10 protein-coding genes and 1 pseudogene are annotated in these 13,898 nt (G+C 73.4%); 3 read left to right on the forward strand and 8 right to left on the reverse strand.

Annotated elements, in window-relative coordinates; all coding sequences use genetic code 11:
• Window positions 1-89: 89 nt before the first annotated feature.
• Window positions 90-3,293: a S8 family peptidase gene (locus tag ACFYXV_RS33790; RefSeq protein ID WP_389385018.1), complete on the reverse strand. Its 3,204-nt coding sequence runs from the start codon at window positions 3,291-3,293 to the stop codon at window positions 90-92.
• 445 nt (window positions 3,294-3,738) lie between these two features.
• Here ACFYXV_RS33790 and ACFYXV_RS33795 point away from each other — a divergent pair, with 445 nt between their 5' ends.
• A complete protein-coding gene (locus ACFYXV_RS33795) occupies window positions 3,739-4,356 on the forward strand; it encodes a TOPRIM nucleotidyl transferase/hydrolase domain-containing protein (protein WP_389385019.1) in 618 nt (205 codons plus the stop codon).
• 76 nt (window positions 4,357-4,432) lie between these two features.
• On the opposite strand, the gene ACFYXV_RS33800 is transcribed toward ACFYXV_RS33795, so the two are convergent.
• From ACFYXV_RS33800 to ACFYXV_RS33815, 4 genes are all read right to left on the reverse strand, one after another.
• Window positions 4,433-4,810, reverse strand: a complete 378-nt coding sequence (locus tag ACFYXV_RS33800; RefSeq protein ID WP_385475241.1) for a fic family toxin-antitoxin system, toxin component — start codon at window positions 4,808-4,810, stop codon at window positions 4,433-4,435.
• Entirely contained in the window at window positions 4,810-5,049 is a 240-nt protein-coding gene (locus tag ACFYXV_RS33805) for a hypothetical protein (protein ID WP_385475239.1), read from the reverse strand. The genes ACFYXV_RS33800 and ACFYXV_RS33805 overlap by 1 nt, the downstream gene beginning before the upstream one ends.
• A 64-nt stretch (window positions 5,050-5,113) precedes the next feature.
• Window positions 5,114-6,118, reverse strand: coding sequence for a HEAT repeat domain-containing protein (locus tag ACFYXV_RS33810; protein ID WP_389385020.1), 1,005 nt, complete (start codon window positions 6,116-6,118; stop codon window positions 5,114-5,116).
• Window positions 6,119-6,121: 3 nt separating this feature from the next.
• Entirely contained in the window at window positions 6,122-6,841 is a 720-nt protein-coding gene (locus ACFYXV_RS33815) for a HEAT repeat domain-containing protein (protein WP_389385021.1), read from the reverse strand.
• Window positions 6,842-6,972: 131 nt separating this feature from the next.
• On the opposite strand from ACFYXV_RS33815, the gene ACFYXV_RS33820 reads away from it, so the two are divergent.
• Window positions 6,973-8,277 carry an NAD(P)/FAD-dependent oxidoreductase gene (locus tag ACFYXV_RS33820; protein WP_389385022.1) on the forward strand — a complete coding sequence of 435 codons (1,305 nt, stop codon included), beginning with the start codon at window positions 6,973-6,975 and terminating at the stop codon, window positions 8,275-8,277.
• An 84-nt stretch (window positions 8,278-8,361) separates the two neighbouring features.
• Here ACFYXV_RS33820 and ACFYXV_RS33825 read toward each other — a convergent pair whose 3' ends face one another.
• Together ACFYXV_RS33825 and fabV are read right to left on the reverse strand one after the other, a co-directional pair.
• The gene (locus ACFYXV_RS33825; protein WP_389385023.1) at window positions 8,362-11,460 is read right to left on the reverse strand and encodes a glycoside hydrolase family 3 N-terminal domain-containing protein; all 3,099 of its coding nucleotides are present in this window, start codon (window positions 11,458-11,460) and stop codon (window positions 8,362-8,364) included.
• A gap of 178 nt (window positions 11,461-11,638) precedes the next feature.
• Window positions 11,639-12,865, reverse strand: a complete 1,227-nt coding sequence (gene fabV / locus ACFYXV_RS33830) for an enoyl-[acyl-carrier-protein] reductase FabV (RefSeq protein WP_389385024.1) — start codon at window positions 12,863-12,865, stop codon at window positions 11,639-11,641.
• Window positions 12,866-13,134: 269 nt separating this feature from the next.
• On the opposite strand from fabV, the gene ACFYXV_RS33835 reads away from it, so the two are divergent.
• The gene (locus tag ACFYXV_RS33835) at window positions 13,135-13,674 is read left to right on the forward strand and encodes a GNAT family N-acetyltransferase (protein WP_389385025.1); all 540 of its coding nucleotides are present in this window, start codon (window positions 13,135-13,137) and stop codon (window positions 13,672-13,674) included.
• Window positions 13,675-13,806: 132 nt separating this feature from the next.
• Here ACFYXV_RS33835 and ACFYXV_RS33840 read toward each other — a convergent pair.
• A pseudogene (locus tag ACFYXV_RS33840) lies at window positions 13,807-13,898 on the reverse strand (lytic transglycosylase domain-containing protein); the annotation flags it as partial.

Below are 13,898 nucleotides of genomic sequence, written 5' to 3' on the forward strand. Positions count from 1 at the left end.
CGGGCGAGGTCGCGCGGTGACGGGCGGAGCCCCCGGACGGTGTCCGGGGGCTCCGCGGAAGGGCGGCCGGTGGGCCGCGGCCGGGCGGGTCAGTGTGCGGTGAGCCGGTAGGCGTTCGTGATCGTCTCCTGCGCGGTGTTGCCGCCCTTGTCCTTCAGGTTCACGCGGAAGGACACGGCCCTGGCCGCCGCGGGGTGGCGCACGCTCACCGAGCGGGCCCCCTTCGCGTCGGTCCTCACCGTGAGCGGCTTCCAGGTCGCGCCGTCGTCGTACGAGACCTCGACGGTCAGCGCGGCCAGCTGACCGGGCGCCGCCGCCGCTCCGCCCAACACCAGCGGCACCTTCAGGGTGCCGCCCGCCGGGGCGGTCCCGCTCAGACTCAGCTCCGGCGAGAGGCGTACGGTCGACAGGGGCAGCCGGACCGGCTCGTCGCCGGGCGGGCGGGCCGAGGTGAACGTCCAGACCGCGGCGACCTTCGTACTGGTCGACGTGTCCTCGGCGGAGCGGCTCGCCTCCATGCTCAGCCGGTACGGCGCGGAGGCGGCCGGGACCTCGGCGCTCAGCCAGTCGCCGGGCTGCCCCTCGGCGATGATCCGGCCGCCGGATTCCAGCCGGGCGAAGCCCCCTGTGGTCACGGACGAGCCCGAGTGGCCGGCGCCGTCGTTGAACAGCTGGACCCGGGAGTTGACGTAATCGCCGCTCCGGTCGGCGGGCTGGTCGTTCCCGGCCCCCAGATCGGGCCCGACCACGCCGGTGTTGAAGTCCAGCGTCCGGCGCGCGCCCGGCTCGTAGGCCACCGGGCCCTCGGAGTAGATCATGCGTTCCTCGCCCTGGGCACTGACCTGCGAGGCGCTCCAGGACCAGCGCACGCCGGCGGCGCTGACGTACTGCGTGGCGGTCAGCGGCGCGTCCTGGTCGACCGGGTCCCAGGTGCCGACGCCGAAGCCGTCCGCGTCGGTCGGGGTCACCCGGATCCGCCCCTTCGCCCCGCTGACCGACGCGCCGAATCCGAGCTTCACTTCGGCCACGTCCGCCCGGGTGACGGTGCGCTTGAGTCCGGTGAACCAGCTGCCCTTGCGGTGGAAGGCGAGCCGGTAGTCCGTCTTCTCGCCCGCCGCACCGGGCTTCTTCCACACCCCGTTGTACTGGGCGCGCAGATCGGCGCCGGCCGGGCCCAGTGCGGCGGTGAGGATCCGTGTCTGTCCGTCGGTGAACCAGACGTTGCCCACCCTCGCGGCACCGTCCTCGTATCCGACGGTGGCGCTGACCAGCCGTGCGGCCGGATCCGGGGCGGTGATGGCGAACGGCTTCGCCTGGCGGAAGTCGAGCGTGATCGTGGTCTTCGCGGTCAGTTTCACCACCGGCTGCACGAAGACGGCCAGCCGGTTGTCGGGGCCGAGAACGAAGCTCTCCAGCTGGTAGTCGCCCTTGGGCAGCCGCCGCGTGACGACGCCGGTCGGGTGGTTCGGGAAGTCGAAGCGCTCGCTGGTGTCGGTGCCCGTGCTGGTGACCGTCGCGTAGAAGGACAGCGGATCGGGCCCGGTGCCGCCCGTGTGCCGCAGGGTGAGGTCGTACGACTCCACCTCGCGCTCGACGACGAGGCCCGTGCGCACCGACTGGCCCTCCCCGGTGGCCAGTACGGTACCGCCGAACGCCCCGTCGACCGTGCCCCGGCGGGTGTCGGCGGTGACGGTGGTCTGCGCGCTGCCGCCCGCGGGGACGGTGAGCTCGGCGTCCTTGACGGTGAACATCCCGGCCGGGGCCGGGTTGCCCGCCGGGTCGGTTCCGCTCGCGGTCAGCCGCAGCGTGACGGGCACGCTCGCGTGGTTGCGGTAGGTGAGCGCCTTCGCGACCGGCTCGTCATCGGCGTGCGGCCAGGACTGCGTACCGAAGGACAGGGCGCCGGGCTCGGAGACGACCGCCGCGGTCACGGCCCGTTCCAGGTCGATCCGGCCCGCGCCCTGCTGGAAGGCGTTGAGTCCCGGGCCGGGCTCGGCCGATCCGGTCAGCAGCGCCTTGATCCGGGCGCCGCTCCACGCCGGGTGCTGCTGGAGGAGCAGGGCGGCGGCGCCCGCGGCGTGCGGGGTGGCCATCGAGGTGCCGCTCATGGAGACGTAGCCGTTGCCCGGCGGGAAGGAGGGGCTCTGTGTGGTCTGGGCGGCGGTGATGTCGACGCCCGGGGCGGTCACGTCCGGCTTCGTGACCCCGTCGGCCGTCGGGCCGCGGCTGGAGAAGTCGGCGAGCCGGTCCTGCTTGTCCACCGCGCCGACCGCCAGCGCGGCGGGGGCGCTGCCCGGCGAGCGGATCGTGCCGGCCTTGTCGCCCTCGTTGCCGGCGCAGGCCACGAAGAGGGCCTTGTCGGAGAGGCGGTCGACGGCCTCCTCCATCGGGTCGACACCCGGGGAGTCCTGGGCCCCGAGGCTCATGTTGACGACCTGCGCGCCCTGGTCGACCGCCCACTGCATACCGCTGACGATGCTCGATTCGGAACCGAAGCCGTCGTCGTCCAGCACCTTGCCGTCCAGGATCCGCACGCCGGGCGCCACCCCCTTGTAGAGACCGCCCGATTGCGCGCCCGAGCCGGCGAGGGTGGACGCCACGTGCGTACCGTGCCCGGCTACGTCCCCGGATTCGGGCGAGGAGCTGAAGTTCCGCTGCGCCGTCTCCCTGCCCTTGAGGTCCGGGTGGGTTTCGTCGACGCCCGTGTCGAGGACCGCCACCTTGATGCCCTCGCCGGTGTAGCCGGCGGCCCACATGGCGGGCGCGCCGATCTGCGGCACGCTCTCGTCGAGGGCCGTGTGGACCCTTCCGTCCAGCCACACTCGGGCGATGGGCGCCGCGGGAGCGGGGCCGGCGGCGCCCGGCGTACGGGCGGCGGACGTACGACCGGTGACCGCCGACCAGAGGGCCTGGGTACCGGACTTGGGCACCTGGAAGGCCTCGCCGTCGACGGCGGGCAGCGGGCGTCGCTCGCGCGCGACCCCGGCGAGCGCGTCGGGGGTGGTGGCGAAGGCCCCCACGGCGGCGCCGTCGCGCCGGTAGCCGACGATCAGGGGCAGGGTGTCGCGGTGCGCGTCGTCGTAGCCGTCCTCGACCAGCCGGGCGACGTCGAACAGCCGCCGGTCGAGGACGCCTTCGCCGATCATGGCGAGGCCGTCCTGCGGGATGACGTACGTGTGCCCCTCCTCGGTCCGCACCGAGAAGACGATCCCCTCCCGGCCCTCACCGCGCACGATGTCGCCGACACGGCCGTCACCGCCGACGACGACGCGGTCGCCGGTGATCAGTGTCACGGTCGCCGGCGCCTTGGCGGACGTCCTGGCCGGCGCCGTCCGGGACGACGGACCGGCCGGTGTTTTCCCACTGTCCTGTGCGGTGGCGCTCGCGGCGTGCGCCGGCTGCACGCCGGCCGACGCCGCCCCCGTGATCAGTGTCCCGGTCACGGCGGCGGCCAGTGCCGCCGTTCTCACCCTTGAAGCGATTCCCACCCGAGTTCCCCCAACTACGCCTGCATGCCGGTGTGTTCGCCGGTACCACGCTTCCCGGTGACCTCCGGTTCGCGACGGGCGCGAGATGAACGGCGTTCGCGCGCGAAATACAACCGTGGTGGTAGGGAGACGCCCACCCTGGTGGGAGGTGGACGTCCCCCCTGGTGGGAGGAGCCCCGGGCCGGCACGCGGAGCCCGCGCGCGGGGATATTGCGTGTCGCACCGGGCGCGGGACGTGCAGACTCGCCCCATGGAGGACATGGGGGCGTTCCGGGAGGCGGTCGGCGGCTGGGCCGCGGGCGGTCCGGGCGGACCGGCGGGCGATCTGGCGGTACGGCTGGGGCTGCGGACGGCGGTGCTGCTGGAAGGGCTGAGCGACCTGGCCGCCGTCGAGGCGCTCGCGGCACGGCGGGGCCGCGACCTCGCCGCCGAAGGAGTGGGCCTCGTGCCGATGGGCGGGGCGATGAACGTCGGCCGCTACGCCGGGCTCCTCGGGCCGCCCGGCCTCGGCCTGCGCCTGACGGGGCTGTGCGACGAGAGGGAGCGGCCGTACTACGAGCGCGGCTTGGAGCGGGCCGGGGCGGGGGGCAGGGAGTTCTTCGTGTGCGCCGCGGACTTGGAGGACGAGTTCATCCGCGCGCTCGGCGCGACGGCGGTCGAGGAGATCATCCGGGTCGAGGGCGACGTGCGGGCCTGGCAGACCTTCCTGCGCCAGCCCGCGCAGCTCGGCCGGCCCCGGCAACAGCAGTTGCGGCGCTTCCTCGGCACGAAGAAGGGACGCAAGATCCGCTACGGCCGCCTCCTGGTGGAGAGCCTCCGCCCCGGACAGGTCCCGGCCCCGCTCGAGAACCTGCTGGCGAGCCTGTGACCCGCTCGGCGGCGAACGGCGGCCCTGTGGCGGCGGTCCGTGGCAGCGGTCCGTGGCAGCGGCCGGCCGGCAAGGGTCAGGTGGCGGTGGGCCAGGAGCGCAGCAGCGCGGAGATCCGCCCGGCGGAGCAGGCGGGGCTGAGGAGGAGGTCCCTGAGGGCGATCGCGTCCTCACGGGTGGGCTTGACGCGGATTCCCGCGGCTTCGAGGTACATGACGCCCGTGGCCGCCGCGACGGCCATGTTGGAGCGCTCCAGCCAGCGGCAGCGGCCGAGCGTGTGGACGAGGGCCGCCGCCTTGGCGTACGGGCCGTCGTACAGCGGCTGCTCGAACAGCTCGGCCCGGTGGCGGGCGACTGCCGAGACCGGCACGCCGTAGTCGTCCGGGGCCGGATCGCCCACCCCGGCCGCTTCGGCGACCTGGAGGATCCAGGCGACGTCGATGTGCGGTTCCATCAGGCGGCACGCGCCCCCGGGGCGGCCCGCTGCGCGTCCTCGGCCTCGTCGAAGACGCTCTGGTGCTCGGCCAGGAAGCGGGCGGCGGCGTCCACCGACCGGGCCCGCAGTCCGCTGGCGTCGTCCTGCACGAGGCGGGCGAGGTAGTCGCCGATGCTCAAGCCGAGGTCGGCGGCGCGCTTCTTGGCCAGTTCCGCGATGTCCGCGTCGACGCGGGCGCCCAGCTGTGTTTTCACCATGCCCCGATGGTAACAGCTGTTACCACACGGTGCGAGGCTCTCTCGCGGGCCGGCCGTACCGGCCTCAGCGGTCACCGCGCAGGGTGAGGACGTACGCCGCCGTCAGGGCGACGGCCGGGTCTTCGTCCCGGGCCAGGTCCGTGAGGGCGCGGGTGGCCGCTGCGCCCGGGACGTCCGCGAGCGCCTGCGTCAGCCGTCGGCGCACGGGCGCGGCGGCCGGCCCCGGGGGGAGACGGGCCGCGAGTCTGCCGGCGATCCGGTCGGCCAGTGCGGGGCGGCTCGCCAGCCCGCTCAGCGCGTCGGCCGCGTCGACGTCGTTCCTCCCCTCGACGATCATGTCGATGAGGGCGGGGATCGCGTCGGCGACCCCCTGCGCCCCGAGCGCGAGGGCCGCCTGCCCCCGGACCCCGGCGTCGGGGCTCGTGAGGACGGTCCGCAGGAGGGCAGTCGCCCCGTCGCCCGGGATCTCGGCGATCGCGCGGACGGCCCGTTCCCGCACCTCGGCCACCGGTGAGGCCAGGCCCTGCGCCAGCGGTTCCAGCGCCCCGTCGCCCGATCGGGCCACGGCCCAGCGAAGGGCTCCGGCGACGTTCGGATCCGTCTCGCCGAGTGCCGCCTCGACGAGCGCTTCCACCGGGAGCGGCCTCGTTTCCGCCGACGCCAGGGCCGCGCTCTGGCGTTTGCCGGGGCTGTCCGAGCCCAGGGCGTGCAGGAGCGCGACGGTGTGGAGCACCTCCTCCCAGCCGTCGGGTTCCGCGGCGCCGATCCGGCGCAGCCGGGTGAGGAGCGCCGTCTCGGCGGTGATGCGTTCCTGTGTGGTGCGGATGAGCTCGTCCACGAGTTCCGAGGGCCGGAAGCCCGGGTCGTCCAGGGCCCGTGCGACATCGCGCAGCGACAGGCCCAGGGAGCGCAGGCTCTCGATGTGGAAGATCCGCCGGATGTCCTCGCCGGAGTACTCCCGGTACCCGGACCCGGTGCGTCCCGTCGGACTCACCAGGCCGAGCGATTCGTAGTGCCGGAGCATGCGGGCGCTGACCCCGGACCGCCTGGCCACCTCTCCGATCAACACCGACTACGCTCCTCCCGGCTGGTCCTGCAGGGCCGCGACGCGCTTGGCCTCCTCGATCGCGTACTCGAACCCGGATTCCGGATCGCGCAGCAGCCGCCGCGTGGCCATCGCATGATGACGTACGCGGGGGTCGGGGTCCGTCGTCGCGGGGCCGAGGGCCGGCTCCGCGGCCGCCTCGCCGAGGGCGATCAGCGCCCGGCTCAGGCTCAGCTGCGTCTCGCGCCCGCCCCGCCCCAACTGCGCCGCCAGCGCCGCGGCCAGCCGGGGCCGCTCCCCCTCCGGTACGAGTACGACCGCGGCCCGCCAGGCGCTGCGGGCCACCTCGTCGTCGGCGTCCGACAGCAGCGCCCCCGTGATCGCCGGCCAGGCCCGCCCGTCGCCGATCTTGGACAGGGTGTGCAGTGCCTGGCTCCTCGCCTGCGACACCTCGGACCGGAGCTCATCGACGAGCGGCGCCACGGTCAAGGACGGCGCGTGCCGGGTGAGCGCCCACGTCAGCATCTCGCGCACGGAGAAATCGGGCTCGACGGCGCACCGCTCGACGAGCTTCCCGACGGAGCGCGGGTCCGGGGTCGAGCCGATCGCCAGCGCCGCGCGCAGCCGCACCGACGGGCGTGCGTCGTCCAGCGCACCCAGAGCGCCCCCCGCTGCCGTGTTCTCGTCCGCGTCCTCGTTCTCGTTCTCGTCCGCGTTCGTCTTCATGTCCTGGTCCGCCGTGGTCATCGAACCACCTCCTCGGCCACAGTGAAGACCTTGTCATCGTGTCAAGGTCAAATGCGTCCAAGCCATCGGAACCACGCCTCCCTACCATTGGTCATGTGCCTGACAGCACCACCGAAGGGAGCAATCAGCGCATGACCAAGCCTGAGAGCGCGGGACACGACGTGGGGTACGACTACGACGTCGCCATCTGCGGAGCCAGCCTCGCCGGCAGCGCCGCGGCGATCCTGCTCGCTCGGAGCGGCGTCCGCGTCGCCCTGCTGGAACGCCGCTCGGACCCCGAGGCGTACAAGGTGCTCTGCACCCACTCCGTCACGGCCAACGCCTACCCGGTGCTGGACGAGCTGGGCCTCGTCCCGGCCCTGGAGAAGGCCGGAGCGGTGCGCAACCACGCCCGCTGGTACACCCGTTGGGGATGGATCGAGCCGAGGGCCGCCGCGGCGGGCCCCGAGCTGCCGTACGCGTACAACGTCCGGCGCAGCGTCCTCGACCCGCTGATCCGGTCGCGCGCGGAGCAGACCCCCGGCGTGGACCTGCTCCTCGGCCACCACGTGACCGGGCTGGTCCGCGGGGCCGGAGGCCGGGCCGTGGGGGTCCGCGCCTCGACACGGCAGGGCGAGCGCGAGATCCGGGCCCGTCTGGTGGTCGGCGCCGACGGCAAGGACTCGGCCGTGGCCAAGCTGGCCGGGGTGGCGGACCGGCGGTACGAGAACGCGCGGTTCGGGTATCTCGCGCACTTCCGCAACCTCCCGCTGCACGGAGGGATCGGCCAGACCTGGTTCCTCGAACCCGACATGGCGTACGCGTTCCCGAACGACGACGGGGTGACGGTCCTCGCGGTGCTCCCGGACAAGAAGCGGCTGCCGGCCTTCCGGGAGGACTTGGAGGAGAGCTTCCACGCGTTCGTCCGGGCCCTGCCCGAGGCACCCCCCATCGACTCCGCCGAACGGATCACGAAGATCATCGGAACGGTCGACTACCCCCTGCACAGCCGCAAGCCGACCGCACCGGGCATCGCGCTCATCGGCGACGCCGCCCTGACCAGCGATCCCCTGTGGGGCGTGGGGTGCGGGTGGGCCCTGGAGTCCGCGCAGTGGCTGACGGAGGCGGTCGCCACGGCCGCGGCCGGTCGCGCAGACCTCGACACGTCGCTCGGGGCGTACGCGCGCAAGCACCGGCGCCGGCTGCGCGGTCACCAGTCCATGGCCGCCGACTTCGCCCGGGCCCGCCCGTTCAACCCCGTGGAGCGGCTGGTGTTCTCGGCGGCGGCGCGCGACGCGTCGGTGGCGCGGCACATGCACCTGTTCTCACAACGCCTGATCGGTCCGCTGCGGTTCCTGGACCCCGTGACCCTGGCCAAGGCCTCGGCCGTCAACATCAGGCACCGCGGAGCGACCGCGACCGCGACGGCGTCCCCGTACGGTGCGGACGACCGCTGAGCCGCGGCCGGACGCCCCTGCCCCGTGAAACCCGAAGCCCCGCGACCGAAGCCCCCGCGCACCGGGCGCGGGGGCTTCGTCCCGCTACCGGGGCGCCGCCCGGAAGGCCGTGGTCAAGTCGGCCACGGCCCCCGTCAGGTCGCCGGTCAGGAGCAGGTGGTCCGCCTCGGCGAAGGGCCGGGCCGAGGCCTCGGTGAAGCGGCCGCCGATCCGCTGCGCGGCGATGGCCCGGGCCCGGTCCGCCACCGCACGGCCGGCCTGCGAACCGGCCCCGGTCGTGCGCTCGACCGCCGCCGCGGCGATCGCCAGGGCGCGCAGGGCCGGCTCGCCGCCCCGCGGGGGCGCTCCGAGCGTGGTCAGGCCCCAGCCGTACGGGAACTGCGGATCGTACGCCGCGTCGCCCACGTTGATCGGCAGCTGCGCCTGCGACTTCGGCCAGCTGACCGGGAGCCGTCCGGTGAACGCCCGCTTGCCGTACAGCACGTCCGCGACCCCGTCGCCCTCGGTGCCCGGGAGCCAGGACGCGACGAGCGCGCCCATCCGGTCGAGCCGGTCGCCGATGAGCTGCGGGCGCCCGGAGACCACGAGCACCGCGCACCGCATCGCCGCGCAGACCCGGTCCACGGCGGCCTTGTCGGCCGAGGAGAGTTCGAGGTCGTGGCCGTTGCCCACGTCACCGACGCCCTCCGCGTAGGGGGTCTCGCCGACGACCACCACGCCGACGTCGTACCCGGCCGTCGGCGCGCTCGCGTCCTTGGAGTAGGTGACCGATTCCGGCGAGGCGGCGGCCTTCCGCATGCCTTCCAGGATCGTGGTGCCCACCGTGTTCCGCCCCGGCGAGCCCTGCCAGCTCACCGTCCAGCCGCCCGCCTGGTTGCCCAGGTCGTCCGCGTTGGATCCGGCGACGTACACCTTCTGCGAGGGCTTCAGCGGCAGCAGGCCGCCCTCGTTCTTCAGGAGGACCTGGGACTTGGCCGCCGCCTCACGGGCCACCGCCCGGTGTTCGGCCGAGCCGACCGCCCCGAGGCCGGAACGGTCGGCGTACGGCTTCTCGAACAGGCCCAGCTTGAACTTCTGTTCGAGGATCCGTGCCACGGCGTCGTCGATCCGCGCCTGCGGGATCCGGCCCGCGGCCGCCTCGCCGAGCAGCGTGCGGTGGAAGTCCCGGTACGCGCTCGGCACCATGATCATGTCGAGACCGGCGTTCACCGAAGTCCGGACGTCGCTCGCGTAGTCGCCGGGGATCTGGTCGATGGCCTGCCAGTCGCTGATGACGAAACCCTTGAAGCCCATCCGGTCCTTGAGCACGCCGTTGATCAGTTCCGCGTTGGCGTGCATCTTCACCGGGCCGGCGTCGTCGTCCGTGAAGTCCACCGAGGAGTAGGAGGGCATGACCGTCCCCACTCCGCGCTTGACCGCCTCCCGGAACGGGGCCAGGTGCACCGCCTCCAGCTCCTGCCGGGTGACCCGGGTGACGCCCTGGTCGATGGTGTAGGAGCCGGTGGTGGAGGAGCCGTACGCGGTGCCGCCGTCGCCCGCGTAGTGCTTGGCCGTGGCCAGCACCTTGTCCGGGCGGTCCAGGTCCCGGCCGTCCGGTGCGCCCTGCATGCCCCGGATCACCGTCTCCATCGCGGTGACCAGCGCCGGGTCCTCGCCGAAGGCCTCGTACGAGCGGCCCCAGCGCTCGTCGCGGGTCACGCACAGGCAGGGGGCGAAGTCCCAGGGGACGCCCGTCGCCCGCACCTCGGCGGCGGTCACCGCGCCGGTCCGCTCGGCCAGCTCCGGGTCTCGGGAGGCGCCCAGTCCGATGTTGTGCGGCATGATCGTCGACCCGACGAGGTTGTTGTGGCCGTGCACGGCGTCCACGCCGTAGACCAGCGGGATCTGGAGGCGGGCCGCCCGGGTGCGCAGCTGGTAGCCGTCCACCATGTTCGCCCACCCCTCCGGGGTGTTGGGGTTGGGGACGGAGCCGCCGCCGGACAGGAGCGAGCCCAGACCGTACGCCGCGATGTCGCCCGGGGCTCCCAGCGCGTTGCGCTCGGCCTGGGTCATCTGCCCGGCCTTCTCCTGCGGGGTCATGCGGGAGAGCAGGTCCGCGACCCGCTTGCTCACGGGCAGTTTCGGGTCGAGGTACGGGAGCCCGTGCGCGTCGATCACGACGAGGGGGTCCTCGGCGGGCGGCCGGGCCCCGGTCACGGTCAGCTTCAGCGGTACGGTCTCGGCGGTCTCGCCGTCGCGGTCCTTGGCGGTGGTGACGGTGACGGTACGGGAGGTGCCGGAGGGGGTCCCGGCGGGGAAGGTGAGGGTGCCGGCCACCGGCTTGTAGTCGGCTCCGGGCGTCGCCGTGCCGCCCTCGGTGGAGTAGCCGACGGTCACCGGCTCGGCGAGCGGTCCGGAGCCGGTCGTGGCCACGGAGACGCGTACGTCGGCCGAACCGCCTTCCTTCACAGGGTGAACGGTCGTATCGGTGACGACCTTGGTCTGCACGACCGGGTCGGCCACCCCGTACACCTCCACCCCGTCGAGCATGAACTCGCCCGCGCGGCCGACCGGGAAGGTGAAGGCGTAGCCCCACATCGCGGTCAGGCCGAGCACCTGGTCGATGCCGCCGACCGGTTGGTAGTCGGTCCGGTACTCGAAGCGGGAGAACGGGATCTCGACGAGGCGCCAGCCCTGCCAGTCGTCCGTGAAGGAGGTCGTCCACAGCTCGGAGGCCTCGCCGTTGGCTCCGCCGTCCTTGAGCTCGAAGTGGATCCGGGGTCCCGAACCGGGCGGCAGCGGCGCGGTGTTCTGCCCGTACCACCAGAAGCGGATGCCCCCGCGGGCGCTCCAGTCGTGGGCCGGCCGGTCGAACGCGAAGTCGTGGGTGTAGCCGCCCCAGCCGCTGATGTCGTAACTGCCGTGCAGGACCTTCGTGCCCTCGGGGGCGTCGGCGCGCTCCCGCAGCTCCAGCCGGGGCTGGTCGTCGCCGTCGGCACCCCAGGTGAAGAGGCCCTCGGCGGGCGGTCCGGCGAAGGGGATCTCACCCTCGAAACGGTCGACCGCCGTCGGGGGCGGCGGTTCCCCGGCGGCGGCCGTGGCCGTGGCCTGTGTCAGCGGGAGGAGCGCGGCGAGTACGCCGGCCACACCCAGAAGGGCGGTTCTGAGCCGGCGCCGGGCCGGTGTCACGCGTGCGGTACTCACGATGCGCCTCCGAGGTCTACACCACCGGACAAGACACCGCGTGAGTCAACTGAACCGCCCCGCCGCCGTCAAGACTTCACGTCAGGACTGGCCGAATGCCGCCCTGTACGGAGGACCGGCGCCTGCTCGCGTTCGGTTCCTGAACCCGCGTGCGCACCACCGGCGAACCTCCTCGGACTCAGCCGGTGGGGTCGGGCCAGGGGACGTCGGTCACGACCGGGGCGGTGTAGTCGATGCCGGGCACGGAGAATCCGTAGAGGCGCCGAACCTCGGCACGGAACCAGTCGAGGTCGGCCAGATCGGCGATGGTGGCCGTGGTGGCGGTCTTCCAGCGTTCGGCGACGGCGGCCTGCACCCCGTCCTCGAGTTCCCACGTGTCCAGGCGGACCCGGCCCTCTTCGTCCAGGCCGAGCGGGGCCGCGCCGGTGAGCTGGTCCCACAGGGCGGCGAGTTGGCGGATCGGCGGGACGAGGCCGTCGCCGAGGACGCCGCGCAGCAGGCCGGTGTACAGGGCGATCCCGGGGATCGCGGTGGAGGACTGGGTGACGGCGGCCCCGTTGACGGAGGTCACGGCCCGCCCGCCCACCGTCTTGCCGAGCCGCTCGTTCAGGGTGCGGGCGGTGGTCTCCAGGTGGGCCTTGGCAGCCCCGATGGTGCCCTGCCGGTAGATCGCCGCCGTGAGCGGTGAGCCGATGTACGACAGCGCCGCGGTGGCGAACCCCTCGGCGAGCAGGCCCCGTCCGGCGAGGTGGTCGATCCAGCGCTCCCAGTCCGCGCCGCCCATCACGGCCACGGTCTGCTCCACGTCGTCGCCCTCCGCCGGCCCGGTCTCGACCTCGCGGACCTCGGGAACACCCTCTTCGTCGAAGACCAGGGTCTTGGTGCGGTCCGGCAGGCCGATCGGCTTGAGGACGGAGGCGTACGTGGTCCCGGTCGCGGGGTCGGTGCGCCGGGGCGCGGCCACCGAGTAGACCAGGTAGTCCAGCCGGCCGCCGAAACGCCGCTCGACGAGGTCGGCGACCCGGTCCTTCATCGCGTCGGAGAACGCGTCGCCGTTGAGGAGGACCAGGTCCCGCCCGGCCGCGCGGGCGAGGTCCGCGGTGGCGGCGGTGCGGTACCAGCCGGCGGTGGCCGTACGCCGTGCGGTGGGGCCCTTCTCGAAGGACACGCCGATACCGCGGATGCCGGCGCGCTTGAGTCCGGCGAGCGTGGCCGCGAGGCCGTATCCGGCGGAGGAACCGATGACCAGAGCCACCGGCCCGTCGCCCTCCGGTACGCCGTCGGGGGCGGGGGCGGGTGCGGGGCAGGCCTCCCACATGTCGGCGACCGACTGCGCGCACCCTGCCGGGTGGGAGTCGAGGAAGAGGAATCCCCGACTGCGGGGAGTGAGTACGCGCTCGTTCACGATGGCAAGTCCTTGGTTCGCCGGAACAGGGCCGCGGCGGCCGGTCGGGCCGCCGCGCCCTGCAAGTCTGTTGCGGCGCGGGCCCGATCCGTGGTCCTGCCCACGACAATGATCACGAGCCGGTCTTGGAGCGTTCCACCACTCGCCCCGACGCGGGAGGCACCCGGACACGATCGGGGCGGCGGCGGTGCCACACCCCTTTCCCCGACGGTCCGTTGACGTGTCTTATTGGTTTGCCGCCTGCCGGCCCGGTCCGATAGGAAGCCTTCATGCTGAAGGGCGACAAGGTCGGGCTCAGGGCCCGGCACGAGGAAGACTTCCCGATCCTGCGGGCGGAGCTCTACGACGACGTGGTCAACGGCTCGCGGTCGGAGGCCACGCCGTGGCGGCCCGTCTCACCCGATGCGAAGGACTCGCGACTCTCCGTGGACGCCGAGGACCAGGGGCGCGTGACGTTCTCCGTGGTCGAGTGGGAGGGCGGCACCCTGGTCGGCATGGCGAACCTGTGGGGCATCGACAACCACAACCGCTCCGCGCACATCGGGTTGGGGCTGTTGCCGGCGGCCCGCGGCAAGGGCTACGGCACCGACGTGGTCGCGGTGCTGTGCCACTACGGGTTCGTCGTGCGCGGTATGCAGCGGCTCCAGATCGAGACGCTGTCGGACAACCACGCGATGCTGCGCTCCGCCGAGCGCAACGGCTTCGTCCGCGAGGGCGTGCTGCGCTCCTCGGCCTGGGTGCTCGGCGAGTTCATGGACGAAGTCCTGCTCGGACTCCTCGCCCGCGACTGGAAGCCGGCCGCCCCCTGAGGAGCGTCGTCGAAGTCGCGGAAGCGGGCGGAGAACGCGGAAGACGCTCGGCCGGGGGTCCGGCCGAGCGTCTTCCGTGTGTGCGTCCGCTGTCCGCTGCCCGCGCTGTGGGGTGGGGCGGTCACTGGTGGCTTAGTACCAGTGGTGGGTCTGCCAGAAGTTCCAGGCGCCGACGGGGCTGCCGTAGCGGGAGTTCATGTAGTCCAGGCCCCACTTGATCTGGG

The organism is Streptomyces sp. NPDC002181 (assembly GCF_042890485.1).
Lineage (GTDB): Bacteria > Actinomycetota > Actinomycetes > Streptomycetales > Streptomycetaceae > Streptomyces.

Excerpts from the sequence above, each read along its gene's own strand:
- ACFYXV_RS33795 (WP_389385019.1), top strand. The coding sequence starts at position 3,739 with ATGGAGGACATGGGGGCGTTCCGGGAGGCGGTCGGCGGCTGGGCCGCG.
- ACFYXV_RS33800 (WP_385475241.1), bottom strand. The coding sequence starts at position 4,810 with ATGGAACCGCACATCGACGTCGCCTGGATCCTCCAGGTCGCCGAAGCG.
- ACFYXV_RS33805 (WP_385475239.1), bottom strand. The coding sequence starts at position 5,049 with ATGGTGAAAACACAGCTGGGCGCCCGCGTCGACGCGGACATCGCGGAA.
- ACFYXV_RS33815 (WP_389385021.1), bottom strand. The coding sequence starts at position 6,841 with ATGACCACGGCGGACCAGGACATGAAGACGAACGCGGACGAGAACGAG.
- ACFYXV_RS33820 (WP_389385022.1), top strand. The coding sequence starts at position 6,973 with ATGACCAAGCCTGAGAGCGCGGGACACGACGTGGGGTACGACTACGAC.
- ACFYXV_RS33835 (WP_389385025.1), top strand. The coding sequence starts at position 13,135 with ATGCTGAAGGGCGACAAGGTCGGGCTCAGGGCCCGGCACGAGGAAGAC.